20 protein-coding genes and 2 pseudogenes are annotated in these 26,773 nt (G+C 66.9%); 11 read left to right on the forward strand and 11 right to left on the reverse strand.

The genetic code is table 11. The annotated features are described in order from the left end of the window. The first annotated feature begins 208 nt into the window (after positions 1-208). Together A3A5_RS0116520 and galU are read left to right on the forward strand one after the other, a co-directional pair. Positions 209-3,076 (forward strand): valine--tRNA ligase, encoded by a 2,868-nt coding sequence (locus A3A5_RS0116520; RefSeq protein ID WP_018311660.1) that lies wholly within the window; start codon positions 209-211, stop codon positions 3,074-3,076. Between the two features lie 129 nt (positions 3,077-3,205). Continuing rightward, positions 3,206-4,096: a UTP--glucose-1-phosphate uridylyltransferase GalU gene (gene galU, locus A3A5_RS0116525; RefSeq protein ID WP_018311661.1), complete on the forward strand. Its 891-nt coding sequence runs from the start codon at positions 3,206-3,208 to the stop codon at positions 4,094-4,096. 86 nt (positions 4,097-4,182) lie between these two features. Here the strand turns inward: galU and A3A5_RS0116530 are convergent, their stop codons facing one another. The 6 genes from A3A5_RS0116530 to A3A5_RS0116555 form a co-directional block, all read right to left on the reverse strand. Continuing rightward, complete coding sequence (locus tag A3A5_RS0116530) at positions 4,183-4,410, reverse strand: sulfurtransferase TusA family protein (protein ID WP_010813669.1); 228 nt, start codon at positions 4,408-4,410, stop codon at positions 4,183-4,185. A gap of 50 nt (positions 4,411-4,460) precedes the next feature. Beyond that, on the reverse strand, positions 4,461-5,045 hold the full coding sequence (locus A3A5_RS0116535; RefSeq protein ID WP_010813670.1) for an NUDIX domain-containing protein: 585 nt from the start codon (positions 5,043-5,045) through the stop codon (positions 4,461-4,463). Between the two features lie 47 nt (positions 5,046-5,092). Next, positions 5,093-6,124 carry a low specificity L-threonine aldolase gene (locus tag A3A5_RS0116540; protein WP_018311662.1) on the reverse strand — a complete coding sequence of 344 codons (1,032 nt, stop codon included), beginning with the start codon at positions 6,122-6,124 and terminating at the stop codon, positions 5,093-5,095. A gap of 28 nt (positions 6,125-6,152) precedes the next feature. After that, positions 6,153-6,341: a 4-oxalocrotonate tautomerase gene (locus A3A5_RS0116545; protein ID WP_010813672.1), complete on the reverse strand. Its 189-nt coding sequence runs from the start codon at positions 6,339-6,341 to the stop codon at positions 6,153-6,155. Between the two features lie 52 nt (positions 6,342-6,393). Next, the gene (locus tag A3A5_RS0116550; protein WP_018311663.1) at positions 6,394-7,170 is read right to left on the reverse strand and encodes a class II aldolase/adducin family protein; all 777 of its coding nucleotides are present in this window, start codon (positions 7,168-7,170) and stop codon (positions 6,394-6,396) included. 143 nt (positions 7,171-7,313) lie between these two features. Next, a complete protein-coding gene (locus tag A3A5_RS0116555; RefSeq protein WP_018311664.1) occupies positions 7,314-8,570 on the reverse strand; it encodes a YbfB/YjiJ family MFS transporter in 1,257 nt (418 codons plus the stop codon). Positions 8,571-8,699: 129 nt separating this feature from the next. Between A3A5_RS0116555 and A3A5_RS0116560 the strand changes: the two genes are divergently transcribed. From A3A5_RS0116560 to A3A5_RS0116570, 3 genes are all read left to right on the forward strand, one after another. Further along, entirely contained in the window at positions 8,700-9,593 is an 894-nt protein-coding gene (locus A3A5_RS0116560) for a LysR family transcriptional regulator (protein WP_018311665.1), read from the forward strand. Between the two features lie 101 nt (positions 9,594-9,694). Next, positions 9,695-11,212 carry a nodulation protein NfeD gene (locus A3A5_RS0116565; protein ID WP_026200842.1) on the forward strand — a complete coding sequence of 506 codons (1,518 nt, stop codon included), beginning with the start codon at positions 9,695-9,697 and terminating at the stop codon, positions 11,210-11,212. Between the two features lie 2 nt (positions 11,213-11,214). Then, positions 11,215-11,976, forward strand: a complete 762-nt coding sequence (locus A3A5_RS0116570) for a slipin family protein (protein ID WP_018311667.1) — start codon at positions 11,215-11,217, stop codon at positions 11,974-11,976. A 789-nt stretch (positions 11,977-12,765) separates the two neighbouring features. Here the strand turns inward: A3A5_RS0116570 and alaS are convergent. Next, positions 12,766-15,390, reverse strand: coding sequence for an alanine--tRNA ligase (gene alaS / locus A3A5_RS0116575; RefSeq protein ID WP_018311668.1), 2,625 nt, complete (start codon positions 15,388-15,390; stop codon positions 12,766-12,768). Positions 15,391-15,688: 298 nt separating this feature from the next. Here alaS and A3A5_RS0116580 point away from each other — a divergent pair, with 298 nt between their 5' ends. The 3 genes from A3A5_RS0116580 (at position 15,689) to A3A5_RS0116590 (ending at position 18,484) form a co-directional block, all read left to right on the forward strand. Continuing rightward, entirely contained in the window at positions 15,689-16,909 is a 1,221-nt protein-coding gene (locus A3A5_RS0116580) for a CaiB/BaiF CoA-transferase family protein (RefSeq protein ID WP_026200843.1), read from the forward strand. A 96-nt stretch (positions 16,910-17,005) separates the two neighbouring features. Next, entirely contained in the window at positions 17,006-17,461 is a 456-nt protein-coding gene (locus A3A5_RS0116585; RefSeq protein ID WP_018311670.1) for a DUF2214 family protein, read from the forward strand. A 27-nt stretch (positions 17,462-17,488) separates the two neighbouring features. Next, a complete protein-coding gene (locus A3A5_RS0116590; protein ID WP_018311671.1) occupies positions 17,489-18,484 on the forward strand; it encodes a tripartite tricarboxylate transporter substrate binding protein in 996 nt (331 codons plus the stop codon). A gap of 33 nt (positions 18,485-18,517) precedes the next feature. Here A3A5_RS0116590 and A3A5_RS0116595 read toward each other — a convergent pair whose 3' ends face one another. Further along, a complete protein-coding gene (locus A3A5_RS0116595; protein WP_018311672.1) occupies positions 18,518-20,314 on the reverse strand; it encodes a potassium/proton antiporter in 1,797 nt (598 codons plus the stop codon). 375 nt (positions 20,315-20,689) lie between these two features. Here A3A5_RS0116595 and A3A5_RS0116600 point away from each other — a divergent pair, with 375 nt between their 5' ends. The 3 genes from A3A5_RS0116600 to A3A5_RS0116610 all read left to right on the forward strand — a co-directional run bounded on the left by A3A5_RS0116600 (position 20,690) and on the right by A3A5_RS0116610 (position 23,320). Continuing rightward, positions 20,690-21,151, forward strand: coding sequence for a tripartite tricarboxylate transporter TctB family protein (locus tag A3A5_RS0116600; protein ID WP_018311673.1), 462 nt, complete (start codon positions 20,690-20,692; stop codon positions 21,149-21,151). Positions 21,152-21,164: 13 nt separating this feature from the next. Further along, on the forward strand, positions 21,165-22,667 hold the full coding sequence (locus A3A5_RS0116605) for a tripartite tricarboxylate transporter permease (RefSeq protein ID WP_018311674.1): 1,503 nt from the start codon (positions 21,165-21,167) through the stop codon (positions 22,665-22,667). A gap of 179 nt (positions 22,668-22,846) precedes the next feature. Continuing rightward, positions 22,847-23,320, forward strand: a complete 474-nt coding sequence (locus tag A3A5_RS0116610; protein ID WP_018311675.1) for an aminoacyl-tRNA deacylase — start codon at positions 22,847-22,849, stop codon at positions 23,318-23,320. Between the two features lie 126 nt (positions 23,321-23,446). Here A3A5_RS0116610 and katG read toward each other — a convergent pair whose 3' ends face one another. The 3 genes and pseudogenes from katG to A3A5_RS45690 form a co-directional block, all read right to left on the reverse strand. Then, complete coding sequence (katG, locus tag A3A5_RS0116615) at positions 23,447-25,708, reverse strand: catalase/peroxidase HPI (protein ID WP_018311676.1); 2,262 nt, start codon at positions 25,706-25,708, stop codon at positions 23,447-23,449. 292 nt (positions 25,709-26,000) lie between these two features. Then, positions 26,001-26,549: pseudogene (locus tag A3A5_RS38680) on the reverse strand (LysR substrate-binding domain-containing protein); the annotation flags it as partial. A gap of 117 nt (positions 26,550-26,666) precedes the next feature. Continuing rightward, positions 26,667-26,773: pseudogene (locus A3A5_RS45690) on the reverse strand (IS1595 family transposase); the annotation flags it as partial.

A 26,773-nucleotide genomic window follows, 5' to 3' on the forward strand; every position in this document is an offset into this window, starting at 1 on the left:
TGTGGATTGGCGGCAATTATACCGGCGGGCCCTGTCCCGCAAGTCACATCCGGCGGGACCGGATGGCCAGGAAATAGGCACCGGCCTGCCACCCCCGTATAATTTAACGTTTTACTGGCGCAATGCCGGCTGCCGACGGCCGCCGCCTCGCCAGGCGCAGGCCGAAGCACCCTGCGACGACCCCCGACGCCAATATCGACATCCCAGCATGACCGCCCAAGACCAGTCCCTTGCCAAAAGCTTCGAACCCGCCGCCATCGAGGCGAAATGGGGCCCCGAGTGGGAGAAGCGCGGCATCGCCAAGCCGACCTTCGACCCTGCCCGCCCGGACTTTGCGATCCAGTTGCCGCCGCCCAATGTGACCGGCACGCTGCATATGGGCCACGCTTTCAACCAGACCATCATGGATGGCCTGGCGCGCCATGCGCGCATGACCGGCGCCAATACGCTGTGGGTGCCGGGCACCGACCACGCCGGCATCGCCACCCAGATCGTGGTGGAGCGCCAGCTGGAGGGCCAGGGCATTTCGCGCCATGAGCTGGGCCGCGAGAAATTCACCGAGAAGGTCTGGGCCTGGAAGGAAGAGTCGGGCTCGACCATCACCCGCCAGGTGCGGCGCATGGGCGCTTCGATCGACTGGAGCCGCGAGTACTTCACGATGTCGCCCGAGATGTCGAAGGCGGTCACCGAAGCCTTCGTGCGCCTGCACGAACAGGGCCTGATCTACCGCGGCAAGCGCCTGGTCAACTGGGACCCGGTGCTGGGCACCGCGGTGTCGGACCTGGAAGTCGACAGCGTCGAGGAGGAAGGCTCGCTGTGGCACATCCACTATCCGCTGGTCGAGGCTGACGCCAAGGGCGGCCTGACTCACCTGACCGTAGCCACCACCCGCCCCGAAACCATGCTGGGCGACGTGGCCGTGATGGTCCACCCGGAAGACGAGCGCTATGCGCACCTGATCGGCAAGTTCGTGCAGCTGCCGCTGACCGAGCGCCAGATCCCGGTGATTGCCGACGAATACGTCGACCGCGAGTTCGGCACCGGCGTGGTCAAGGTGACCCCGGGCCATGACTTCAACGACTATGCGGTGGGCCAGCGCCACAACCTGCCCCAGCTGTCGATCCTGACGCTGGACGCGAAGATCGTTGCCGACGCCCCCGCCGCCTATGCCGGCCTGGACCGCTTCGACGCGCGCAAGGCCATTGTCGAGGACCTGGACAAGCGCGGCCTGCTGGCCGAGGTCAAGAAGCACAAGCTGATGACCCCGCGCAGCGAGCGCACCGGCAGCGCGATCGAACCGATGCTGACCGACCAGTGGTTCGTCGCCATGAGCAAGCCGGCGCCGGAAGGCACCTTCTACCCGGGCCGCTCGATCGCCGAGGTGGCGCTGGAAGCCGTGCAGAGCGGCGAGATCAAGCTGGTGCCGGAAAACTGGATCAGCACCTACAACCAGTGGCTGGGCAATATCCAGGACTGGTGCATCTCGCGCCAGCTGTGGTGGGGCCACCAGATCCCGGCGTGGTACGACGATGCCGGCAACTGCTTTGTCGGCCGCACCGAAGATGAAGCGCTGGCCAAGGCAAAGGCCGCCGGCAGCACCGGCAGCCTGCGCCGCGAGGAAGACGTGCTCGACACCTGGTTCTCGTCGGCGCTGGTGCCCTTCTCCTCGCTGGGCTGGCCGGAAGAAACGCCCGAGATCCATCACTTCCTGCCGTCGTCGGTGCTGGTGACCGGCTATGACATCATCTTCTTCTGGGTGGCGCGCATGGTCATGATGACCAAGCACTTCACCGGCAAGGTGCCCTTCCATACCGTCTACGTGCACGGCCTGGTGCGCGATTCGGAAGGCAAGAAGATGAGCAAGTCCGAGGGCAACACCCTGGACCCGGTGGACCTGATCGACGGCATCGACCTCGACACGCTGCTGCAGAAGCGCACCACCGGCCTGCGCCGCCCCAAGGACGCGCCCAAGATCGAGAAGAAGACGAAAAAGGAATTCCCCGAGGGCATTCCCGCCTTCGGCGCCGACGCGCTGCGCTTCACCTTCGCGTCGCTGGCCACGCTCGGCCGCAACGTCAACTTCGATACCGGCCGCTGCGAGGGCTACCGCAACTTCTGCAACAAGCTGTGGAACGCGACCCGCTTCGTGCTGATGAACACCGAAGGCCATGACTGCGGCATGGGCCCGTGCAACAACGACTGCGGCCCGGACGGCTACCTGGACTTCTCGCAGGCCGACCGCTGGATCGTGTCGCTGCTGCAGCGCGTGGAAGCCGAGGTCGAGAAGGGCTTTGCCGAGTACCGCTTCGACAATATCGCCAACGCCATCTACAAGTTTGTCTGGGACGAGTACTGCGACTGGTACCTGGAACTGGCCAAGGTGCAGATCCAGAACGGCACCGAAGCCCAGCAGCGCGCCACGCGGCGCACGCTGCTGCGCGTGCTCGAGACCGTGCTGCGCCTGGCGCATCCGGTCATCCCGTTCATCACCGAAGAGTTGTGGCAGAAGGTGGCCCCGCTGGCCGGCCGGGCCAACGGCGATGGCGCGGAAACGATCGCACTGCAGCCGTATCCGCTGCCCGCGGTTGCCAAGATCGACGAAAATGCCGAGCAATGGGTCGCACGCCTGAAGGAAGTGATCGATGCCTGCCGCAACCTGCGCGGCGAGATGAACATCTCGCCGGCCCAGCGCATTCCGCTCTATGCCGAGGGCGACAGCACCTTCCTGAAGGCGGCTAGCGCACATATCCAGGCACTGGCGAAACTTTCCGAGGTGCGCGTCTTCGAAGATGAAGCTGCCCTGCAGGCTGAAGGCGCCGGCGCGCCGGTCGCCATTGCCGGGGGCAACCACCTGCTGCTGAAGATCGAGATCGATGTCGGCGCCGAGCGCGTGCGCCTGTCGAAGGAAGTCGAGCGCATCGGTGGCGAAATCGGCAAGTGCCGCGCCAAGCTGTCCAACGAGAGCTTTGTGGCCAAGGCACCGCCTGCCGTGGTGGCGCAAGAGACGCAGCGCCTGGCCGATTTCGAGCAGACGCTGGCCAAGCTGCAGGGCCAGCTGCAGCGGCTTCCGGCCTGACGGCACGGCGGCCGCATTCACGCCCCTGCCTGCCGGGGGTTCTGTCCGGCTTCGTCGGACAGAACCGGACAGACGGCGCCCGCAATGGCTGGCAGGGTTATGGACTGGAATCTGAGAGGTACACCTGATATGGAAAATCGCGTCACCAAGGCTGTGTTCCCGGTTGCGGGCCTGGGCACTCGCTTCCTGCCGGCCACCAAGGCCAGCCCCAAGGAAATGCTTCCGGTGGTGGACAAGCCGCTGATCCAGTACGCCGTGGAAGAAGCCATGGCCGCCGGCATTACCGAGATGATCTTTGTCACGGGCCGCTCCAAACGCGCCATCGAGGACCATTTCGACAAGGCCTTCGAACTGGAAGTCGAGCTTGAAGCCAAGAACAAGCAGGCGCTGCTGGACGTGGTGCGCTCGATCAAGCCCGCCAACGTGGAGTGCTTCTATGTGCGCCAGCCCGAAGCGCTGGGCCTGGGCCACGCGGTGCTGTGCGCGGCCAAGCTGGTGGGCGACGCCCCGTTCGCGGTGATACTGGCCGATGACCTGATCGACGGCAACCCGCCGGTGATGAAGCAGATGGTGGATACCTTCAACCACTACAACTGCTCGGTGCTGGGCGTCGAGGAAATCACGCCCGAACAGAGCCGTTCCTACGGCGTGATCGACGGCCGCGAGTGGGATGCGGACGTGATCAAGGTCTCGGGCATCATCGAGAAGCCGGCGCCCGAAGACGCGCCGTCCAACCTCGGCGTGGTCGGCCGCTACATCCTGACGCCGCGCATCTTCGACCACCTGCGCGAACTGAAGCCGGGCGCCGGCGGCGAACTGCAACTGACCGACGCGATCCAGTCGCTGCTGGGCCAGGAGCAGGTGCTGGCCTACCGCTACCAGGGCCGCCGCTATGACTGCGGCAGCAAGCTGGGCTACCTGAAGGCAACCGTGGAGTTCGCCCTGAAGCACCCCGAAGTCGGCGCTGACTTCAGCGCCTACCTGGAGTCGCGCGAGCACCTGACCGGCATCGGCAGCTGATCGCCCTGCCCTGCTGCCAAAGAAAAAGCCGCTTTCGAGCGGCTTTTTCTTTGGCAGGCCCGCAAGTATGCGGGTCAGCGCGCGGATCAGCGGCGGCGCATGTAGAACACAAAGACCTTGTCCACTTCCGAGTGCGACAGCAACTCATTGCCGGTCTGCTTGGCAAAGGCCTGGAAATCGCGCGTGGCGCCGGGATCGGTGGCCAGCACCTTGAGCACGTCGCCGCTGGCCATGTCGGCCAGGGCTTTCTTGGTGCGCAGGATCGGCAGCGGGCAGTTCAGGCCGCGCGCATCCACTTCTTTCTGGAACTCCATTCGTCTCTTCCTTCGATTCTGGGGGCTGGGCGGCTGGCCGGAGGCCAGCCTCACCACCGGTATTGTAGCGAACCCCCGACCAGGCTGAAGTCGTGCGGGCGGCGCGGGTCGGGAATGTCCGCGCCGGTCTGGCGGTCGAAGAAGCGCACCGGATAGCCGCGCGCGGCCAGCCAGTCGGCCACCGCGAAGCCGGTGCCGGCCGACCAGACGCGCACATCCTCCGGCGCCACCAGCTTGTAGTCGGCCAGTTCCTCGGACAGCGCCACGGTGCCGGTCGCCTTGACGTGGTAGGCGATGATCAGCTCGTTCTTGCGCATGAACTCGTAGACGCCGATCAGCGACACCGACTCGGTATCGAGGTTGGTCTCTTCCTTCAGTTCGCGCGCCACGCCCAGCTCGGGCGGCTCGTCGCGCTCCAGGAAGCCCGTCACCAGCGCGAACATGGTCTCCGGCCAGGCGGCATTGCGCGCCAGCAGCAGCTTGTCCTGGTACTCCACCACCGCCGCCAGCACCGGCAGCGGATTGTTCCAGTGCACGAAGCCGCATTCCTGCTGCACGCAGGCGTGGCGTTCGCGCCCGGACAGCGGCAGCACCTCCAGCGGCGCGCCGCACTGCGGGCAGAATCGGTATTGCATTTGGGGGCTCCTGAAGGGGTCTCGTCGTTATAGGTATGGGATGCCGGTCAGGCGCCGCAAGCCGTACGCATATCGGCAGCCAGCGCCTCAACCGTCTGCGGCTGCAGGTCCCATGAACACATGAAACGGCAGCCGCCAGCGCCAATAAAGGTATAGAAGCGCCAGCCCTTGGCGCGCAGCGCCTCGATCGCGGGCAGCGGCAGCTCGGCGAACACGGCGTTGGACTGCGTCGGAAACATGATGCGAACGCCCGGAATATCGCTGATGCGCTGCTGCAGCAACTGCGCCATGGCATTGGCATGGCGCGCGTTGGCGAGCCATACGTCGTTCTCGAGCAGACCCAGCCACGGCGCGGAGATAAAGCGCATCTTCGAGGCCAGCTGCCCGGCCTGCTTGACGCGGTAGGCAAAGTCCTCGGCCAGGCGGCGGTCGAAGAACACTACCGCCTCGTCCACCGGCAGGCCGTTCTTGGTGCCGCCGAAGCACAGCACGTCGACGCCCGCGCGCCAGGTGATCTCGGACGGATGCACCCCCAGCGACGCCACCGCATTGGCAAAGCGCGCGCCGTCCATATGCACGCGCAGCTGCCGGCGCTTGGCGATGGCCGCGATCGCCCGCACCTCTTCCACGCTGTAGACGGTGCCGACTTCGGTCGACTGCGTCAGCGACACCACCTTGGGCTTGGGGTAATGGATATCGGAGCGGCGCGTCACCAGCGCCTCGACTGCGTCGGGCGTCAGCTTGCCGTCGGCGCCGGGCGCGGTCAGCAGCTTGGAGCCATTGGAGAAGAACTCCGGGCCGCCGCATTCATCGGTCTCGATATGCGCCAGCTCGTGGCAGATCACCGAGTGGTACGACTGGCACAGCGCCGACAGCGCCAGCGAGTTGGCCGCCGTGCCATTGAACACGAAGAACACTTCGCAGTCGGTCTGGAACAGGTCGCGGATGCGGTCGCAGACCTTCTGGGTCCAGGTATCGTCGCCGTAGGCCTGTTCATGGCCGCTGGCGTTGGCTTCCAGGAAATACTTGAGCGATTCCGGGCAGAAGCCGGCGTAGTTGTCGGAGGCGAAGTGCTGCATGGTGTTCAGTGTGGGGCTGCCTGGAACCTTACTTCTTGTCGGCCCACAGCTCGCCGCCGGTGGCCCAGTTCTCGCGCTTGATGTCGGTGATGATGATGTCGACGGCCGAGGCCGAGCAGCCCAGGGTCTCGCAGCTGACGCGGGTCACTTCCTCGACAAACTTGCGCTTCTGCTCGATGGTACGGCCTTCAAACATTTCGACGTGGAAAGTCGGCATGCAATGCTCCTTTGATGAATGTGGTTGAGTCGCGGCGGGAAATCAGTCCCGCTCAGTCCCGGTATGAAGGATCGATTCTATCCAGTTTGCGCAGCAGCGCGGGCCACTCCATCACGCCTTCGACGGCGCCGTTGTCGTAGAGCTGCCCGGAGGTCTTGTCCGCCACGGCCGCGCCGGGCTGCACCAGCGCACCGCCCGCCTGCGCGGCAATCTGGACCTCGCACGCCTTGATCAGCGTCGCCATCAGCACATAGGCCTCGGCCACGGTGCGGCCCACCGTCAGCGTGCCGTGGTTGCGCAACAGCATGGCCGGATGCGCACCCAGCGATGCGGTCAGCCGCGCGCCCTCGGCCGGGGTGAAGGCCAGGCCTTCGTAGTCGTGGTAGGCCATGCGGCCGTGGAAGCGCATCGCATGCTGCGACAGCGGCAACAGCCCCGCGGCCTGCGCCGATACGGCAATGCCGGCGGTGTTATGCAGGTGCATCACGCACATCGCGTCGACGCGCGCCGCATGCACCGCGGCGTGCAGCGCAAAGCCGGTCACATTGACCGGATGCACGGTCTCGCCGACGACCTCGCCGCGGCCGTTGATCTTGACCAGGTCGCTGGCGCGGATCTCATCGAAGGCAAAGCCGAAGGGATTGATCAGGAAGTGGTCGGGCTCGCCCGGCACCGTGGCGGAGATATGGGTGTAGATCAGGTCATCCCAGCCCTCGCGCGCGGCCAGGCGGTAGGCGGCGGCAAGGTCGACGCGCACGCGCTGTTCTTCAGCGGAAACGGGCTGGATGGGGCCACCCGCGGCACGCGCGGGCTGCAAGGCAAAAGACATGGGGTCGCTCCTGCGCCGCCCGGTCTCGCGTGCCGGGTACGGCCCCGGCCTTCTGTGCCGCGCCACGGGCTGCACGCCAGACGCGGCAGCCGCTCGCGTGGCGCGCCAGGCGGCAAAGGCCATACTTTAGCGCACCTTGCCGGTCAGCTCCGGGCGGCCCCCTGCGGCCAGGCGCGGCGCATCCAGGCGAACACCAGCGCGCCGAGCAGCAGCGCCGCCGCCGCGCACGCCAGCGAACTGGCGAAGCCCCCGGTGCGTGCCACCAGCGCGGTCGCCAGCGGCGGCCCGGCGATCTGGCCCAGGCCGTAGGACGCCGTCATCAGGCCCATCAGCCGCGCCGCATGCGGCCCCCACAGGCGCCGCGCCTCGCGCATCGCAAAGGCCACCAGCGCGGTGAAGGGCAGCCCCGCCAGCAGGCTGCTGAGGGCAAAGCCGGCCACGCTCGGGAACACCACCGCGATCGCCACGCCCAGCGCCTGCATACCATACAGCAGCGTCAGCAGCTTGCGGTTGTCGTGCGCCATGCCGACCCGCGTGGCCAGGAACGCGCCCACCGCCACGCCCGCGCCGAAGATCGGCCAGAACAGGTCGGCCCAGACTGTGCCGGGCAGCGCCTCGCGCGCAATCACCGGCAGGAAGGTCGCGGTGATGATGTAGCCGAAGCCGGCCAGGCCGTAGGCCAGCGTCAGGATCCAGGTCTGGGCGTCGAGCCGGGCGGCCTGGTTGTCTGCCGGGACGTCTTCCCGCACGGAAGGGCCCGGCACCGGCGCCGGCTCCAACACGAACACCCGCCACACCGCCGCCACCAGCACCGCGGCCAGCACCGTGAACGCCAACCAGCCGTAGTCGGCATGCCACCCCGCGCCGACCATGCCGGAGGTGCCCAGGCCGGTGACCACGATGCCCAGCCCCGGGCCGCAGAAGATCAGCCCGGCGAGCTCCGGCTTGCCCAGCTCCGCCAGCCGCTGCAGGCACCAGCCGGCGGTGTAGACCATCACCACCGCGCTGGCCACGCCCGCGGCAGCGCGCCACAGCGACCATGCCGGCATGCCGCCCGGCAGTGCCATGCCCAGCGTCAGCAGCACGGTGGCCACCAGCCCCCAGCGCAGCATGCGCACCGCATCGGGCCGGATAAACATGCACACGGCAGCGCCGGCAAAGTAGCCGATGTAGTTGAACGTGGCCAGCCAGCCGCCCTGATGCAGCGTGACGGTGCCGTCATGCAGCATCATCGGCAGCAGCGGCGTGAAAGCAAAGCGGCCGATGCCCATCACCACCGCCAGCGACACCAGGCCGGCCATGGCTACCGCCACCGCGCCGGCTTCGCGCCGTGCCGACGCCCGGGTGGCCAGGCCCGCAGCGGCGGGGTGTTCAGGGTCGAGGCTGTGGGGGTTCGGCATGGCTGGGGTGGCGGGGGCAGCGGTTTGCATTGCGATGCCTGTATGCTACGCTGGCTTTATCATCCCCAAAAATGAATTATCAAGATGCCTGGCATCTTGATAAGAGATGGATAGCCTCAGGAGTCCCGCATGGACCTTGCCGCCCTCGAGATCTTCCGCGCCGTCGTCGAAGCCGGCGGCATCACCCGTGCGGCCGAGCGGCTGCACCGGGTGCAGTCCAATGTCACCACGCGCATCCGCCAGCTGGAGCAGTCGCTCGGGGTCGACCTATTCGTGCGCGACGGCCGGCGCATGGTGCTGACGCCATCCGGGCAGACCCTGTTCGACTATGCCTGCCGCATCCTCAGCATGACCGAAGAGGCACGCCAGGCGGTGCTGCCGGCGCGGCCGCACGGCCGGCTGCGCATTGCCTCGATGGAGAGCACCGCCGCCAGCCGCCTGCCCAATGTGCTGGCCGCGTACCACCAGGCCTGGCCCGCGGTGCAGCTGGAGCTGGTCACGCTGGCCACGCGCCAGGCCCTGGATGCGCTGGCGCGCTTCGAGGTGGAATGCGCCTTTGTCGCCGAGCCGCTGACCGATCCGGCGCTGAGCGCCGTCCCGGTGTTCGAGGAAGAGCTGGTGGTGATCACGCGCGATCGCCATCGCCCGGTGCGCACCGCGGCCGACCTGGAGGTGCCGACGCTGCTGGCGTTCGAGCCCGGCTGCAACTATCGCGCCCGGCTGGAGAACTGGTATGTGATCGGCGATGCGCCGACGCCGCGCGTGCTGCAACTAAGCTCGTACCATGCCATCGTCGCCTGCGTGGCGGCGGGCATCGGTGCGGCGATCGTGCCACGCTCGGTGCTGGGGCTTTACCGCGACCTGCCCGCCATCCGCCAGCACAGCCTGGGCGCGGCCGGCCGCGTGCGCACACTGCTGGCCTGGCATCCGTCCATGGCCAGCGCGGCCTTGCATGCGCTGATCGACACCCTCACCGCCGACTCACCCGGCCCCTCGGCCAGGCCTGACCTGGCGGCGGCCTGAGCGCCTGGCGCGGAGCCCCAGGCAGGCCGCGTGCAAGATGTGCCCGGTGGCCTACACTTGAAGTGGCGCCATCACGGCACCTTGCGTGCCCCGCCCCTGTCATGAAACCTGCCACCGCGCTGCTGCGGGCCCTTCGGCCGATGTCCGGCCGGCTGCTGGCCGGCCTGGCGCCGGCGTGCGGCGCCATTGCCCTGGCCGCCCTCGCCGCGCTGATCGGCCCAGGCGCCCGTGCAGCGCCGCCCTCCGGCGCCTCGGCGCCCGCCGCCCCCGTCACGACCACGGCAACCGCGCCGGTCTACGTGATTCCGCTCAAAGGTGCGGTCAGCCCCGCCAGCGCCAGCTTTATCCTGCGCAGCATGGAACGCGCGCGCGAGGGCGGCGCCCAGTTGCTGGTGCTGGAAATGGACACCCCGGGCGGGCTGGACGCGTCGATGCGCGAGATCATCCAGGCGATCCTGGCCTCGCCGGTACTGGTGGCCAGCTACGTCTATCCCGGCGGCGCGCGCGCGGCCAGTGCCGGCACCTACATCCTCTACGCCAGCCATATCGCGGCCATGGCGCCGGGCACCAACCTGGGCGCGGCCACCCCGGTGCAGGTCGGCATTGGCGGGCCGCAGAAGCCCGAGGCCCTGCCCGGCGCCAGGCCCGCCTCGGCCCCCGCCAGCGAGCCCGCCGGGGGCGACACCATGGCGCGCAAGCAGATGCACGACGCCTCGGCTTACATACGCGGCCTGGCGCAACTGCGCGGACGCAACGCCGAATGGGCCGAGCGCGCCGTGCGCGAGTCGGTCAGCCTGTCTGCCGACGAGGCCCTGGCGCAGCGCGTGGTCGACCTGGTCGCCCCCGACCTGCCCGCGCTGTTGCGCCAGGTTGAAGGCCGCACGATCACCGCTGCCGGCGGCAAGGTCAGCGTGCTGCGCACCGCCAATGCGCCGGTGGTGACGCTGGAACCCGACTGGCGCAACCGCTTCCTGGCCGTGATCACCGAGCCCAGCGTGGCGCTGCTGCTGATGATGATCGGCATCTACGGCCTGATCTTCGAATTCTCCACGCCGGGCATGGTGGTGCCCGGCGTTGCCGGCGCGATCTGCCTGCTGGTGGCGCTGTTCGCGCTGCATATGCTGCCCGTGAACTACGCCGGGCTGGCACTGGTGGCGCTGGGCATCGGCTGCATGGTGGCGGAGCTGTTCCTGCCGACCTTCGGCGCGCTGGGGGTGGGCGGCATCATCGCCTTCGCCTTTGGCGCGGTCATGCTGATCGACACCGACGTGCCGGGCTTCGGCGTGCCGGTGCCGATGGTGGCGGCCATGTCGGCGCTGTCCGCGATCTTCGTGTTCGGCATGTCGGCAATGCTGGTGCGCGCGCGCAAGCGGCCGGTGGTCAGTGGCGCCGACACCCTGGTCGGCACCCGCGGCGAACTGCTGGACGACCTGCGCGGCGAAGGCTGGGCCTCGGTGCGCGGCGAGAACTGGCGCGTGCGCAGCGCCAGCCCCCTGGTGCGCGGCACGCCGGTGGTCGTCACCGCACGGCACGGCCTGGTGCTTGACGTGATCGCTGTCGGCAACGGCCCGCTTGCCCCGACGCCCCCATCCCAACCGACGCCAGACAAGGGAGCCTGACTATGGCCTACGGATTCAGCTTCGGCGGTTTGATCTTCCTGCTGGCATTGCTGGTGATCACCTCGATCCGCGTGCTGCGCGAATACGAACGCGGCGTGGTGTTCATGCTCGGGCGCTTCTGGCGGGTCAAGGGCCCGGGCCTGGTGCTGCTGATCCCCGCCGTGCAGCAAATGGTCAGGGTGGACCTGCGCACGGTGGTGATGGACGTGCCGCCGCAGGATGTGATCTCGCGCGACAACGTCTCGGTGAAGGTCAATGCGGTGGTGTACTTCCGCGTGGTCGATCCGGAGCGCGCCATCATCCAGGTGGCGAACTTCCTCGAAGCCACCAGCCAGCTGGCGCAGACCACGCTGCGCTCGGTGCTGGGCAAGCACGAACTGGACGAGATGCTGGCCGAGCGCGAGAAGCTCAACCTCGACATCCAGCAGGCGCTGGACGCCCAGACCGACGGCTGGGGCATCAAGGTCTCGAACGTCGAGATCAAGCATGTCGACCTGAATGAAACCATGATCCGCGCCATTGCGCGGCAGGCCGAGGCCGAACGCGAGCGGCGCGCCAAGGTGATCCATGCCGAGGGCGAACTGCAGGCTTCAGTGAAGCTGCTTGAAGCGGCCCAGATGCTGGCGCGGCAGCCGCAGGCGATGCAATTGCGCTATATGCAGACGCTGACGCAGATTGCCGGCGACAAGAGTTCGACGATCGTGTTTCCGATGCCGATGGAGTTGTTGACGGCGCTGGGGGCTAAGGGGGGGGACGGGAAATAGGCGGTTCTTTGATGTTTTGGGGCTTCGGCACTGTGAATGGATGTCGTGCTTGACGGGCGTGGGCTGTTTCGCCGGCGTAGCCGGCGAGTCACTTTCTGTCCAAGCGACAGAAAGTAACCAAAGAATGCGTCGCCTGTGCGGCTGGCAATAAAGTCATCGGCGTTGGTGGTTCGGGCGGTGGTGATTTCCGCCGATGTGATTGGTGGTTCGAGCCAGCTACGCTCCCTGTCTGGTGCCTGCGTCAACGGACTATTGGACGAACCCGACTTTAGGTTGTTGGCAGCCTGCTAAGACCGCCATCGGTGGGACGCCTTCGGCTGCGCTGCGCGCACTCAGCATCTCAGGTCAGAGGCACGGGCACGGAGTGCATCGCTGCGCTCGCACCGCGTCGTCGCGGATGACGCCGAACCCAACGCGGTTAGGAAGTGGTCGGTCGCTCTGCTTAGGGCCGGCGCGCAGCGCAGCCGTAGGCATCCCCGCGATACGGTCGGCAGCAGGCGGCCTACGCCCTGCATGGGGATCGTTCAATAGTGGGTTATCGCAGGCACGATCCCTAACTCACATGGCGTAGCAGGCTCGAACGGGCAACCACATCGAACGGAAATCACCGCCGCCCGAACTACCAACGCCGAGGAATGGATTGCCAGCCGCACAGGCGACGCGTTTTTTGGTTACTTTTTGTCGCTCGGACAAAAAGTGACTCGCCGGCTACGCCGGCGGAACAGACCACGCCCGTCAAGCACGAAAACCAACCGCAGTGCCGGAGCCAGACAACACCAACCCCCCCACTCAAACCTTACCCGCCACCCACTCGCTGACACCAGCCAGCGCCTGCGGCAGCTTGGCCGGCTCGGTGCCGCCAGCCTGTGCCATGTCGGGACGGCCACCACCCTTGCCGCCCACCTGCTGGGCGACAAAGTTGACCAGCTCGCCGGCCTTGACCTTGCCCGTGGCATCGGCGGTGACACCAGCGATCAGGCTGACCTTGCCGTCGGACACCGCACCCAGCACGATGGCCGCGCTCTGCAGCTTGTCCTTGAGCTTGTCCATGGTCTCGCGCAGGGTCTTGACGTCGGCGCCGTCCAGTTGCGCGGCCAGCACCTTCAGGCCCTTGATGTCGACCGCCTGCGCGGCCAGCTCGTCGCCCTGCGAGGCGGCCAGCTTGCTCTTCAGGCGCTCCAGCTCTTTCTCCAGCGCGCGCACCTGGTCCTGCACCTGGCCGATGCGCGGCACCAGCTCGGACGGCTGGGCCTTCAGCACGGCGGCGGCTTCGTTCAGCCTGGCATCGAGGCTCTGCAGGTAGTGCAGCGCGTTGTCGCCGGTGATGGCTTCCACGCGGCGGATGCCGGCGGCCACGCCGCCTTCCACCACGATCTTGAACAGGCCGATATCGCCGGTGCGGTGCACGTGGGTGCCGCCGCACAGTTCCTTCGAGGTGCCGATCGACAGCACGCGCACGTCGTCGGCGTACTTCTCGCCGAACAGTGCCATCGCGCCGCTCTTGACCGCGTCGTCGAACGGCATGACCTCGGCGTGCGTATCATCGTTGCGCAGGATCTCGGCGTTGACGATCTCTTCAACCCGGCGGATCTGGTCTTCGGTCAGCGCGGCGTTGTGCGAGAAGTCGAAGCGGGTCTTGTCCGCATCCACCAGCGAGCCCTTCTGCTGCACATGGCTGCCCAGCACTTCACGCAGGGCCTTGTGCATCAGGTGGGTGGCCGAGTGGTTGCGCACGGTGCGCGCACGGCGCTGCGCGTCGACCTGGGCCGACACCGCGTCACCCACCTTGAGCGCGCCGCCTTGCAGCGTGCCCTGGTGGCCGAACACATCGGCCTGGATCTTGGTGGTGTCGGCCACGGCGAAGCTGGCGTTGCCAGCCGTCAGCACGCCCTGGTCGCCGGCCTGGCCGCCGGACTCGGCGTAAAACGGGGTGTTGTCCAGCACTACCACGCCGGTCTGGCCCGGCTGCATCGCGTCGACCGCGGCGCCGTCCACATACAGCGCGGTGACCCTGGCTTGCGGCAGTTCCAGCTTCTCGTAGCCGTGGAACACGGTCTTGTCACCGGTGTACTCCAGGCCGGCGGCCATCTTGAACTTGCCGGCGGCGCGCGCCTGCTCGCGCTGGCGGTTCATGGCGGCGTCGAAGGCGGCTTCGTCCACGCCGATTTCCTGCTCGCGGCAAACGTCCTGCGTCAGGTCCAGCGGGAAGCCGAAGGTGTCGTGCAGCTTGAATGCGAGTTCGCCGTCCAGCGTCTTGCCGCCCTTGAGCTTCAGGTCGGCCAGCGCGGCGTCCAGGATCGACATGCCGTTTTCGATGGTCTCGAAGAAGCGCTCTTCCTCGGCCTTCAGCACTTCGGTCACGCGCGACTGCGCTTCGGCCAGTTCCGGGTAGGCCTGCCCCATCTGGGCGACCAGGTCCGGCACCAGCTTGTGGAAGAACGGAGTCTTCTGGCCCAGCTTGTAGCCATGGCGGATGGCGCGGCGGATGATCCGGCGCAGCACGTAGCCGCGGCCTTCATTGCCGGGGATCACGCCGTCGACGATCAGAAACGCGCACGCGCGGATATGGTCGGCAATGACCTTCAGCGAGTTCTGGTTCAGGTTGTCGATATGCGTTTCACGCGCGGCGGCCTTGATCAGTGCCTGGAACAGGTCGATCTCATAGTTGCTGTGCACATGCTGCAGCACCGCGGCAATGCGCTCCAGGCCCATGCCGGTGTCCACGCACGGCTTGGGCAGCGGCGTCATGTTGCCCTGGTCGTCGCGATTGAACTGCATGAACACCAGGTTCCAGACCTCGATGTAGCGGTCGCCGTCTTCCTCGGGCGATCCCGGGGGGCCGCCCCACACATCCGGGCCGTGGTCGTAGAAGATTTCCGAGCACGGGCCGCACGGGCCGGTGTCGGCCATCTGCCAGAAGTTGTCCGATGCGTAGCGCGCGCCCTTGTTGTCGCCGATGCGCACGATGCGCTCGGCCGGCACGCCCACTTCCCTGGCCCAGATGTCGTAGGCCTCGTCGTCTTCCGCGTAGACCGTCACCCACAACTTTTCAGCCGGCAGCTGGTAGGTCTTGGTCAGCAGTTCCCATGCGTACTGGATGGCTTCGCGCTTGAAGTAGTCGCCAAACGAGAAGTTGCCCAGCATCTCGAAGAACGTATGGTGGCGCGCGGTGTAGCCCACGTTCTCCAGGTCATTGTGCTTGCCGCCGGCGCGCACCGAGCGCTGCGCCGAGGTGGCGCGGGTGTACGGGCGCTTGTCGGTGCCCAGGAACACGTCCTTGAACTGCACCATGCCGGAGTTGGTGAACAGCAGCGTCGGGTCGTTCGCCGGCACCAGGCTGGACGAGCGGACCACGGTATGGCCCTTCGATTCGAAGAACTGCAGGAACTTGCTGCGAATGTCTGAGACTTTCATGGGATGGCGGACGCTTGCCCTGGCGTGGCCGGGCGCGACGAATCAGTATTGGATTTGCAAACCGTTGATTATACGGGCAAGGCAGCCCGCCGGGCAGGTCGGGCATGGCGCCGGGGAGCCGGCCGGCTATCGCCCAAATCCCACCGCCGCAAGCGTCTCATAAGGCACTCAAAGCCGCACTGGCGATTTGCCGGTGGTACAGTGCAGGCAACCCGCCCCGGCCTCTGTTTCCAGGGGCGCGCCGACCTCTCGCTGTTCCGACCGATCCCCCGCCTTACCCACTGCCTTGACTACCGCCATGGGAGCTTTAAGCCATCTCCGCGTCCTCGACCTGACCCGCGTGCTTGCCGGGCCGTGGTGCGCCCAGAACCTTGCCGATTTCGGCGCCGACGTGATCAAGATCGAGCGCCCCGGCGCCGGCGACGACACCCGCACCTGGGGGCCGCCCTGGCTCAAGGACGAAGACGGCCGCGACACCGCTGAAGCCGCCTACTACCTGGCCGCCAACCGCAACAAGCGCTCGGTGACCTGCGACATCAGCACGCCGGAAGGCCAGCGGATCGTGCGCGAACTGGCGGCGCAAAGCGACGTAGTGCTCGAGAACTACAAGGTCGGCCAACTGAAGAAGTACGGCCTGGACTATGAGTCGCTCAGGCAGGTCAGGCCCGACCTGATCTACTGCTCGGTCACCGGCTTCGGCCAGACCGGCCCTTACGCCGCGCGCCCGGGCTATGACTTCATCATCCAGGGCATGGGCGGCTTCATGAGCCTGACCGGCGAGCGCGACGACCTGCCCGGCGGCGGCCCGCAGAAGGCCGGCGTGGCCATTTCCGACCTGATGACCGGCCAGTACGCCACCATCGCCGTGCTGGCGGCGCTGGCGCACCGCGACCGCACCGGCGAGGGCCAGTACATCGACATGGCGCTGCTGGACGTGCAGGTGGCAATGCTGGCCAACATGAACACCAACTACCTGGCCAGCGGCGAGGCGCCGCGCCGCTGGGGCAATGCGCACCCCAATATCGTCCCCTACCAGACCTTCCAGGCCGCCGACGGCTGGCTGATCGTGGCGGTGGGCAACGACGGGCAGTTCCGCAAGTTCGTCACCGACGGCGGCAAGCCCGAGCTGGCCGAAGACCCGCGCTTTGCCACCAACCCGCAGCGCGTGGCCAACCGCGACCTGCTGGTGCCGATCCTGGCCGAGATGGTGCGCCCGCGCACCCGCGCGCAGTGGATCCGCGACCTGGAGGCCGCCGGCGTGCCGTGCGGCCCGATCAACACCCTCGATGACGTGTTCGAGGACGACCAGGTCAAGGCACGCGGCCTGCGCGTGGACCTGCCCCACCCCAGCGCCGGCGAGGTCAAGCTGGTGGGCAGCCCGATCAAGATGAGCGCCACGCCGCCGCAGGCGCTGCGCCACCCGCCGCTGCTGGGCGAGCACACCGACACGGTGCTGGCCGACACGCTGGGCTACAGGCCTGAGCAGATCGAAGCACTGCGTGCAAAGGGTGTGCTGTAAGATTCTCCTCCTGCCGGCGGCCGGCCCTGGTGTCCTGCCGCCGGTGCCTTCCCGAAGCAGTTCAGTCCCCACTGAGGCAAAGGCAAAGGAGAACCCATGCTGACCGACGCCATACTGGCTTTCCTGCATTTCCTTGCAATCTTCGTCCTGATCACCCTGATGGCCGCCGAGGCGGTGGTGCTGCGCCCCGAAATCACGCCAGCCGCGGTGCGGCGCCTGTCGCTGTACGACCTGTTTTATTTCCTGTCCGCGATGGTGGTGCTGGGCACCGGCCTGCTGCGCCTGTTCTACGGCGCCAAGGGCGTCGACTTCTACCTGCACAACCCGTGGTTCCACGCCAAGGTGGGCGTGTTCGTGCTGATCGCGCTGTGCTCGCTGCCGCCGACCTTTGCCATCGCGCGCTGGCGCAAGCAGGCGCGCCGGCTGCCGGATTACGTGCCGCCGCCGTCCGAGCTGAAGGCCGCCCGCCGCTGGGTGATGATCGAAGCCCACCTGGTGATCCTGCTGCCGCTGTGCGCGGTCATGATGGCGCGGGGCATCGGCGCCAGATAAAAATCCCAATCCCCTGAAGTCCGAGACATGCTGAAGAAACTGCTTGCCGCCGCGCTGACCGCGGCCCTGCTGCCCGCCGCCGCCGTGGCGGCCACCAATGCCTACCCGACCAAGCCGGTGCGCTTCGTGGTGCCTTACCCCGCCGGCGGCCCGCTCGACACCGTCGCGCGCGCCATCGGCGAGAAGCTGCGCGACAGCCTGGGCCAGCCGGTGGTGATCGAGAACAAGCCCGGTGCCGGCGGCAACCTGGGCGCGGACTATGTCGCCAAGCAGCCGGCCGACGGCTACACCATCGTCATGGGCGCGGTGGCCACGCACGCCATCAACCCGACGCTGTTCAGCAAGATGCCGTATGACCCGGTCAAGGACTTCGCGCCGATCACGCTGGTGGCCGACGTGCCCAACGTGCTGGTGATGCATCCGGGCAAGGCCGCCGAGCTGCACCTCAACAACGTGCGCGACCTGGTCGCGTACGCGCGCAAGAACCCGGGCAAGCTGGACTACGCCTCGGGCGGCAACGGCAGCGCCGGCCACCTGTCGGGCGAGCTGTTCAAGAGCATGGCGAAGATCAGCATGGTCCATATCCCGTACAACGGCGCGTCGCCGGCGCAGCTGTCGGTGCTGTCGGGCCAGACCGACCTGATCTTCGACAACCTGGCGTCGGCTTCGGCCAATATCAAGGCGGGCAAGCTCAAGGCCTTTGCGGTCACCACCGCCAGCCGCGCCGCGTCCTTCCCGGAACTGCCGACCATTGCCGAAGCCGGCAAGGGGCTCGGGCTGGAGGGCTTCGACATCTCCACGTGGTTCGGCGTGTTCGCGCCGGCCAACACCCCGCGCGAGATCGTCGAGCGGCTCAACCATGAGATCGTGGCGATCCTGAAGACCGACGACATGAAGGCCCGCCTGGCCCGCATCGGCGCGCAGCCGGCGCCGACCACGCCGGAGCAGTTCGCGGCGCTGATCCAGCGCGAGCTGAAGAAGTACGCGCAGATCGTGAAGGTGTCCGGGGCGAAGGTGGACTAAAGAGAAAGGCGGCCATGGCCGCCTTTCTTGTTCCTACTCCGCTTCGGCGCCCTCGCCACTGCGGGCGCCGCCGTCCTTCTTCCGCCGCGGCCATAGCCGCCCGCCCGAGTCCCCCTCCAGCCGCGGCAGCAACAGCCCCACCTGCAGGATTTGCGCGCCCTCCATGCGCGTCACCGTCAGCGGCAGGCCGGCGATCTCGACGCTGTCGCCCTCCACCGGCGGCGAGGTGAAGGCCCGCTGCATCGCCGCTTCCAGCGTCAGCGGCTCTTCTTCCGGAGTCAGCGCGCACGTGCCGTACAGCCCGGCCACATCGCGCAGCGGCGCATCCCCCGACAGCAGGAAATCGTGCGAGACCTCCTCCCAGGTCGGCGCGCGTCCCGGCGCCTGGAACATCGCCGACAGCGTCGGCAGCGACGTGGTCGGCGCCAGTACGCAGACGCTGTCGCCGGCGCGCAGCATGGTCTGGTCCAGCGCCGCCAGCACATCGTCGCGCGCCACCGTCATCAGCCGGCAGCGCGGCGGCAGCTCCAGTTGATCGGCGCGAACGTTCTCCACGGGCGCATTGGGCCCCACTTCGAACTGCATCACCTCCAGGATCGGCGCGCGCGTGCCGCGCAGGCGCGAACGCGCCAGCGGCTCGGGGTAGCCGGGGCGCCGCACGCGCGCCAGGCGCGCGGCCACCGACACCGTGGTGCCCTGGAACAGCAGGCTGGCCAGCACCACGGCAAAGGCGATGCGGAACAGCAGCCCCGATTGCGGCACCTCGCGCAGCAGCGGAAACAGCGCCAGTACGATCGGCACCGCGCCGCGCAGGCCCATCCAGGCAATAAAGCCGGTCTCGCGCGCATTGAAGCGGAACGGCAGCAGCGCCAGCCACACCGCCACCGGCCGCGCCACCAGCATCAGGAAGGCCGCCACGGCCACCGCCGGGCCGGCCACCTCCCAGATCCGGTGCGGCGCCACCAGCAGGCCCAGCAGCAGGAACATGGCCGACTGCGCCAGCCAGGCCATGCCGTCCATGGCGCGCATGGTGTCCGACGTCACCGCGCGCTCGCGGTTGCCGATCAGCATGCCGGTCAGGTACACCGCCAGGAAACCGCTGCCGCCGGCGCTCTGCACGAGCGCGAACACCATCGCGCCGCCCGAGCACAGCAGGATCGCCTGCAGCCCTTCGGCCACGCGGATGCGCTCCAGCACCCGGGCCAGGCAATAGCCGAGCGCCAGGCCGAGCAGCCCGCCCACGCCGAACTGCACCAGCAGGCGCGTGACCAGGCCCAGCGGCGTCAGGCCGTCAGGCGCGGTCAGCCATTCGATCAGCGTCAGGGTCAGGAAGATCGCCATCGGGTCGTTGATGCCCGACTCGATCTCGAGCACGCTCGCAACCCGGTCCTTCAGCCGGATGCCGCTGCTATTAAGCATCGAGAACACCGCGGCCGCGTCGGTCGAGCCGACGATGGCCCCCAGCAGCAGCCCGAGCCGCCAGTCGATGCCCAGCAGCCATGCGGCAAATATCCCCACCAGCGCGGCCGTCACCAGCACCCCGACCGTGGCCAGCGACAGCGAAGGCTTGAGCGCCACCCGGAAGGTAGCAAAGCGCGTGCGCAAGCCGCCATCGAGCAGGATCACCGCCAGCGCCAGGTTACCGACCAGAAAGCTGAGCCAGGTATCGGAAAAGCGAATGCCGCCCGGGCCATCCACGCCGGCCAGCATGCCTACGGCCAGGAACACCAGCAGGAATGGCACGCCGAAGCGCGCCGAGAACGCGCCTAGCACAATTCCCAGCGACATCACCACGGCGCCGAGCAGGATGACATGGTCGATACTTTCCAAACCGCTCCTCGTGTTGCGTAAGCGTCCCCTTGCGGAACCTTTCAAACCTTTCGGCAGCAGGTACCGCTGCGCGGCTGAAGACCAACTCAGACCGCTCCGGATGATAGCGCAGCAGCCCGGCCACAGGATCGCCCGTCTGTCCGCCAAGCCGCCTCCAGATTGGCTCTGGCCGGACTTTTAAGCGCTCTTTCACTAGGGGATACCCTCAGCATGACCCTGTCTGCAGACATCTGAAAGGTAGCTGAAAGGTCGCACCCTTACCTTCCACCCTGCCCGTCGGACGGCCTCCGAAAAATGCCCCATTGATGCAACGCAACAAAGGCAAGAAAGAGGCCAGCCGCAGATTTCAAAGCAGTCTTTTCGAGGAGATTCACTTTGCGCATACGTAGCCAAAAGGACTTCGCCTCCGGCCTGATGTTCATCCTGGTCGGATTCGGCTTTTCCTGGGTCGCGCGCGGTTATTCCATGGGAACCGCCGCAAAAATGGGACCGGGATACTTCCCGTTCTGGCTCGGCATCGTGCTCGCCCTGCTGGGCGCGCTGGTGCTGTTGGGCTCGTTGTCGTCCAAGGCGGAACAAGACAACCTGGCCCGCTGGGACATCAAGACGCTCTTGTGGATCCTCGGTTCGGTGGTGCTGTTTGGCCTGCTGCTGAAACCGCTGGGCATGGTGCTGTCCGTGCTGGTGCTGGTGCTGGTGTCGTCGATGGCCAGCCACGAGTTCAGCTGGAAGGGCGCGATCCTCAACTCGATCATCCTGGTGCTGATCAGCCTGGGCGCGTTCGTGTACGGCATCAACCTGCAGATGCCGGTGTGGCCGGCTTTCCTGGCAAGCTAAGGAGGCCGCCAACATGGAACTACTTGCTAACCTGGGCCTGGGCTTCTCCACCGCCCTGACCTTCCAGAACCTCGCGTATGCCTTCCTGGGCTGCGTGCTGGGCACCCTGATCGGCGTGCTGCCGGGCCTGGGGCCGCTGGCCACCATCGCCATGCTGCTGCCGGTGACCTACACGCTGCCGCCGGTGGCCGCGCTGATCATGCTGGCCGGTATCTACTACGGCGCCCAGTACGGCGGTTCGACCACCGCCATCCTGGTGAACCTGCCTGGTGAATCGTCCTCGGTGGTGACAACCATCGATGGCTACCAGATGGCAAGACGAGGGCGAGCGGGGGTGGCGCTGGCGACAGCGGGCCTGGGCTCGTTCTTCGCCGGCTGCGTGGCCACGCTGATCCTGGCTGCCTTCGCTGCGCCGTTGTCGGAACTGGCGTTCAAGTTCGGCCCCGCCGAGTACTTCTCGCTGATGGTGCTGGGCCTGATCGGCGCCGTGGTGCTGGCTTCGGGCTCGCTGGTCAAGGCCATCGCCATGATCGTGCTGGGCCTGCTGCTGGGCCTGGTGGGTACCGACGTGAACTCGGGCGCCGCGCGCTTCTCGTTCGACGTGCCGGAACTTACCGACGGCCTGAACTTCGTTTCGGTGGCAATGGGTGTGTTCGGCTTTGCTGAAATCATCGCCAACCTGGAGCAGAAGGAACACCGCGAAACCTTCACCGACCACATTACCAACCTGTTCCCGACCAAGGAAGACTTCAAGCGCATGATCCCGGCCGTGCTGCGCGGCACCATACTGGGTTCGGCGCTGGGCATCCTGCCGGGCGGTGGCGCGGCGCTGGCTTCGTTTGCAGCCTACTCGCTGGAAAAGAAGACCTCGAAGTACGCGCATGAGTTCGGCAAGGGCGCCATCGAAGGCGTGGCAGGTCCGGAATCGGCCAACAACGCCGCGGCACAGACCTCGTTCATTCCGCTGCTGACGCTGGGCATTCCGCCCAACGCCGTGATGGCGCTGATGGTGGGTGCGATGACCATCCACAACATCCAGCCCGGCCCGCAGGTGATGACCAGCAACCCGGCGCTGTTCTGGGGCCTGATCGCCTCGATGTGGATCGGCAACTTCATGCTGATCGTGCTGAACCTGCCGCTGATCGGCATCTGGGTGAAGCTGCTGAAGGTGCCTTACCGCTACCTGTACCCGGCCATCCTGGTGTTCTGCTGCATCGGCGTGTACTCGGTCCAGAACACTACCTTCGACGTGTTCCAGACCGCGGCCTTCGGCGTGATCGGCTACCTGTTCATCAAGCTCAAGTGCGAGCCGGCGCCGCTGCTGCTGGGTTTCGTGCTGGGGCCGATGATGGAAGAGAACTTCCGCCGCTCGCTGCTGCTGTCGCGCGGTGACTTCAGCGTGTTCGTGACGCGCCCGCTGTCGATGGGCCTGCTGATCGCGGCTGCGGTGCTGGTGCTGGTCGTGGCGATGCCGTCGATCAAGTCCAAGCGCGAGGAAGCGTTCCAGGACGAATAAGCAGGGAATATCGCCGGCCCTGGGGCCGGCGGCACAACACCCTAAGGGCACCGCAAGGTGCCCTTTTTTTGTGCTTGCCGACTACGTTTTGGCTGCGCCCCACCGCGACCTGACCCCCGACGACCTATATTGGTAGGACTCGGACAACGGTCGCGCTGCGCGCGTCGGAGGTTGAAATCATGACCATGTCTACCACGCTGGCGAGATGCCTGAGCAAGAAGCAAAGCCAGTTCGACACCGTTCGGCACCCTTACAGCCTCAGCAGCATGGCCACTGCGCAGGCCGCACACATTCCCGGAGACCGCCTGGCCAAGACCGTCCTGCTGGAAGACGGCAGCGGCTACGTCGCCGTCGTGATTCCTTCGACTCACCACCTGAAATTGTCGGAGATCCGCGAGCAGACCGGCCGCAAGCTGTCGCTGGCGCATGAGGATGGCGTGCGTGAAGTGTTCCGCGACTGCGACCACGGCGCGATCCCGCCGGTTGGCATGGCGTATGGCACGCAGACCTGGCTCGACGACAGCCTGCTGGCACACCCCGACGTCTACTTCGAGGCGGGCGACCACCAGGAACTGGTGCACATGAGCACGGATCAGTTCCTCGAACTGATGGCCGACGCGCAGCGCGGGCATTTCGCGCACCGGATGATGTAGCGCAAGGGCATGCCCTGACAGGCCAAGCGGCCGGCACTTGCCGGCCGCTTGTCATTGCGCCGACGCGCGTGACAGGACTTGGCCCCGCCAGGCCATGACAGCGCTGACGGAGCACCACGCGAGCGCTCAGGCGACGTCGAACCGGTCGAGGTTCATCACCTTGGCCCAGGCGGCGACGAAGTCGCGCACGAACTTCTCCTGTGCGTCGTCGCTTGCATAGACTTCGCAAAGCGCCCGCAACTGGGCATTCGAACCGAATACCAGGTCGATGCGGGTGCCGGTCCACTTGCGCTCGCCGGTCTTGCGGTCACGCCCCTCGAACACGTCCCGGGCCTCCGACAGCGGCTTCCATTCCGTGCGCATGTCGAGCAGGTTGCGGAAAAAGTCGTTGGTCAGCGTTTCCGGCCGGTCCGTGAAGACGCCATGCGCATCCTGCCCGGTATGCACGTTCAGCACGCGCAGCCCGCCGATCAGCGCCGTCATCTCGGGCGCGGTCAGGGTCAGCAATTGCGCCTTGTCGATCAGCAAGGCCTCCGCCGGAACGCTGTATTCCTCCTTGAGGAAATTGCGGAAACCGTCTGCCTTCGGCTCGAGCATCCCGACCGACACCACATCGGTCTGTTCCTGCGAGGCGTCCATGCGGCCCGGCGTAAACGGCACGCTCACGCGATGGCCGGCCTGCTGCGCCGCCTGCTCGATCCCGGCGCCACCGGCCAGCACGATCAGGTCGGCGAGCGAGATTTTCTTGCCGCCGGACTGCGCGCCGTTGAACTCGGCCTGGATCCCTTCGAGAACCTTCAGCACCTTCGCCAACTGCTCGGGCTGGTTGACCGCCCAGTCCTTCTGCGGCGCCAGGCGGATGCGCGCGCCATTGGCGCCACCGCGCTTATCCGAGCCGCGGAAGGAGAATGCCGAGGCCCAGGCGGTCTGCACCAGTTGCGACACAGACAGCCCGGAGGCCAGGATTTTCTGCTTGAGCGCGGCAAGGTCCTGCTCATTGACCAGCGGATGGTCCACCGCCGGGATGGGATCCTGCCAGATCAGCTCTTCGGCCGGCACTTCCGGGCCGAGGTAGCGGGCGCGCGGGCCCATGTCGCGATGGGTCAGCTTGAACCAGGCGCGGGCAAAGGCATCGGCGAGCTGCTCAGGATGCTCCAGGAAGCGCCGCGAGATCTTCTCGTAGGCCGGGTCGAAACGCAGCGACAGGTCCGTGGTCAGCATCGTCGGCCGCAGCTTCTTCGAGGGATCGTAAGCGTGCGGGATGGATTCCCCGCCATCTTTCGCTACCCACTGGTTGGCACCAGCGGGGCTCTTGGTCAGCTCCCAGTCGTGCTTGAACAGGCTCTCAAAATAGCTGTTGCTCCACTGCGTCGGCGTACTGCTCCAGGTCACCTCCAGGCCGCTGGTGATGGTGTCGGCGCCCTTGCCGCTGCCAAAGGTGCTCGACCATCCCAGGCCCTGGTGCTCGAGATCGGCGCCCTCGGGTTCGGCCCCGATGTTGTCGGCGGGACCGGCACCGTGCGTCTTGCCGAAGGCATGCCCGCCGGCAATCAGCGCGACGGTTTCCTCGTCGTCCATGGCCATGCGTCCGAAGCTTTCGCGGATGTCGTGCGCTGCGGCAAGCGGGTCCGGATTGCCGTCAGGGCCTTCCGGGTTCACATAGATCAGGCCCATCTGCACGGCGGCCAGGGGGTTTTCCAGGTTGCGGCCGGGGTCGGTGCGGCTGGCCTCGGTGCCTTTCAAGGCCTCGTCGGCGATGATCACGCCCTGGTCGTCGTACTTGCCGGCGGCACCCTTGCCGTAACGGAGGTCACCGCCCAGCCAGGTCTTTTCATCGCCCCAGTACACATCCGCGTCCGGCTCCCAGGTGTCTTCGCGGCCACCGCCGAAGCCGAAGGTCTTGAAGCCCATGGTTTCGAGCGCAACGTTGCCGGTCAGGATCAGCAGGTCGGCCCAGGAGATCTTCTGGCCATACTTCTGCTTGATCGGCCATAGCAGCCGGCGCGCTTTGTCCAGGCTGACGTTGTCCGGCCAGCTATTGAGCGGTGCGAAGCGCTGCTGGCCGCGTCCTGCGCCACCTCGGCCATCGCCGATGCGGTACGTGCCGGCACTATGCCAGGCCATGCGGATGAACAGCGGACCATAGTGGCCGAAGTCCGCCGGCCACCAGTCCTGCGAGTCGGTCATCAGCGCCGCCAGGTCCTTCTTCACCGCCGCCAGGTCGAGGCTCTTGAATGCTTGCGCATAGTTGAAGTCCGCGCCCATCGGGTTGGACTTGCCGGAATGCTGGCTGAGCAGGTCCAGACGCAGCTGCTTTGGCCACCAGTCGCGATTCGTCGTACCGCCGCCGGCGGCATGCGTGAAGGGACACTTTGCTTCGTTAGACATACGTTCTCTCCTTGTGGGGACGTACTGCATGCCTGCAGCCATGGCTGCCAGAGTTCGCTGTGATATCGGCGATCCCGCTCCGGCGGATCCGCCGGATATCTCCGTCAAGCGCATCCCCGGCTTATTGCCGCCGGTGCACGGACGCGCGAGGGCATGCGCCGACGCGGGAGGTCGGAGCGCCCATGGCGATGCGGCCGCGCTTGCGGCCCACAACCAAATATATGCACTGGTGAACTTCAGGAGAATGCGATTCTGACTATCCTCCCGATAGGTCTTGGTTATGACGTGAAGGCTACGCGCCGAACAGCTCGCTGCACGCCGCCCGCACCGCCGCGGTCACCTGCCCGCGCCCGTGGTCGCGCCGTTCCAGCATGCCGATGTGACGCATCACCGGCTCGCCGTTGACCAGCAGCGGCAGGATGCGCAGCGCCTCGTCGTCGCGCCAGCGCGCGCGGCGCAAGAGCGGCACCACGGTCACGCCGACCTCCTGCCGCACCAGCTCCACCAGTGCCTCGATCGCGTTCAGCTCCAGGAACTCGTTGACCTTCAGGTGCGCGCGGCGCAGCGCGCGCTCGACCAGCACGCCGGTGCGCTGGCTGCGGTCGAAGCGCAGGTAGGGATTGGTGGCAAGCGCCTCGCGCGCGTCGCGGCCCGGGCTGCCGCTTGCCGCGATCGCCACCAGCGGCTCCTGGTACAGCGGCGTCCAGCGCAGCGTGCCGGGCACGCGCGCGGCGCCCTCGACCAGGATGGCGGCATCCAGTTCGCCGGCCTCAACCTGCGCGGCCAGCTCGATCGACTTGGCGCCGACCAGGCGCACGTCGAGCGCAGGATAAGTGCGCTTTGGGGTATCCATTTAACCGGAGTCCACACGCCTCCATGGCCGGTTCTGCCGGGGGCGATCGAGACTGGGAGGATGTCCACGCTTCTTGGGTGGCGTCGGACGCACGGCCTTAGGACTCTTTTTGCGCGTCAGGTCTTGGTAGCGCACGGGGTCATGAGCAACAGCCAGTTCCAAGATCCGGTAAAACAACAGCCCGCGGCTGCGCGAACGTCGGCGGTTGAAGC

Source organism: Cupriavidus sp. UYPR2.512 (assembly GCF_000379565.1).
Taxonomy (GTDB): Bacteria; Pseudomonadota; Gammaproteobacteria; order Burkholderiales; family Burkholderiaceae; genus Cupriavidus.

What these genes read in the sequence shown, in the direction of transcription:
- A3A5_RS0116520 (WP_018311660.1), top strand. Translation starts at nt 209, where the DNA reads ATGACCGCCCAAGACCAGTCCCTTGCCAAAAGCTTCGAACCCGCCGCC.
- galU (WP_018311661.1), top strand. Translation starts at nt 3,206, where the DNA reads ATGGAAAATCGCGTCACCAAGGCTGTGTTCCCGGTTGCGGGCCTGGGC.
- A3A5_RS0116530 (WP_010813669.1), bottom strand. Translation starts at nt 4,410, where the DNA reads ATGGAGTTCCAGAAAGAAGTGGATGCGCGCGGCCTGAACTGCCCGCTG.
- A3A5_RS0116535 (WP_010813670.1), bottom strand. Translation starts at nt 5,045, where the DNA reads ATGCAATACCGATTCTGCCCGCAGTGCGGCGCGCCGCTGGAGGTGCTG.
- A3A5_RS0116540 (WP_018311662.1), bottom strand. Translation starts at nt 6,124, where the DNA reads ATGCAGCACTTCGCCTCCGACAACTACGCCGGCTTCTGCCCGGAATCG.
- A3A5_RS0116545 (WP_010813672.1), bottom strand. Translation starts at nt 6,341, where the DNA reads ATGCCGACTTTCCACGTCGAAATGTTTGAAGGCCGTACCATCGAGCAG.
- A3A5_RS0116550 (WP_018311663.1), bottom strand. Translation starts at nt 7,170, where the DNA reads ATGTCTTTTGCCTTGCAGCCCGCGCGTGCCGCGGGTGGCCCCATCCAG.
- A3A5_RS0116555 (WP_018311664.1), bottom strand. Translation starts at nt 8,570, where the DNA reads ATGCCGAACCCCCACAGCCTCGACCCTGAACACCCCGCCGCTGCGGGC.
- A3A5_RS0116560 (WP_018311665.1), top strand. Translation starts at nt 8,700, where the DNA reads ATGGACCTTGCCGCCCTCGAGATCTTCCGCGCCGTCGTCGAAGCCGGC.
- A3A5_RS0116565 (WP_026200842.1), top strand. Translation starts at nt 9,695, where the DNA reads ATGAAACCTGCCACCGCGCTGCTGCGGGCCCTTCGGCCGATGTCCGGC.
- A3A5_RS0116570 (WP_018311667.1), top strand. Translation starts at nt 11,215, where the DNA reads ATGGCCTACGGATTCAGCTTCGGCGGTTTGATCTTCCTGCTGGCATTG.
- alaS (WP_018311668.1), bottom strand. Translation starts at nt 15,390, where the DNA reads ATGAAAGTCTCAGACATTCGCAGCAAGTTCCTGCAGTTCTTCGAATCG.
- A3A5_RS0116580 (WP_026200843.1), top strand. Translation starts at nt 15,689, where the DNA reads ATGGGAGCTTTAAGCCATCTCCGCGTCCTCGACCTGACCCGCGTGCTT.
- A3A5_RS0116585 (WP_018311670.1), top strand. Translation starts at nt 17,006, where the DNA reads ATGCTGACCGACGCCATACTGGCTTTCCTGCATTTCCTTGCAATCTTC.
- A3A5_RS0116590 (WP_018311671.1), top strand. Translation starts at nt 17,489, where the DNA reads ATGCTGAAGAAACTGCTTGCCGCCGCGCTGACCGCGGCCCTGCTGCCC.
- A3A5_RS0116605 (WP_018311674.1), top strand. Translation starts at nt 21,165, where the DNA reads ATGGAACTACTTGCTAACCTGGGCCTGGGCTTCTCCACCGCCCTGACC.
- A3A5_RS0116610 (WP_018311675.1), top strand. Translation starts at nt 22,847, where the DNA reads ATGACCATGTCTACCACGCTGGCGAGATGCCTGAGCAAGAAGCAAAGC.
- katG (WP_018311676.1), bottom strand. Translation starts at nt 25,708, where the DNA reads ATGTCTAACGAAGCAAAGTGTCCCTTCACGCATGCCGCCGGCGGCGGT.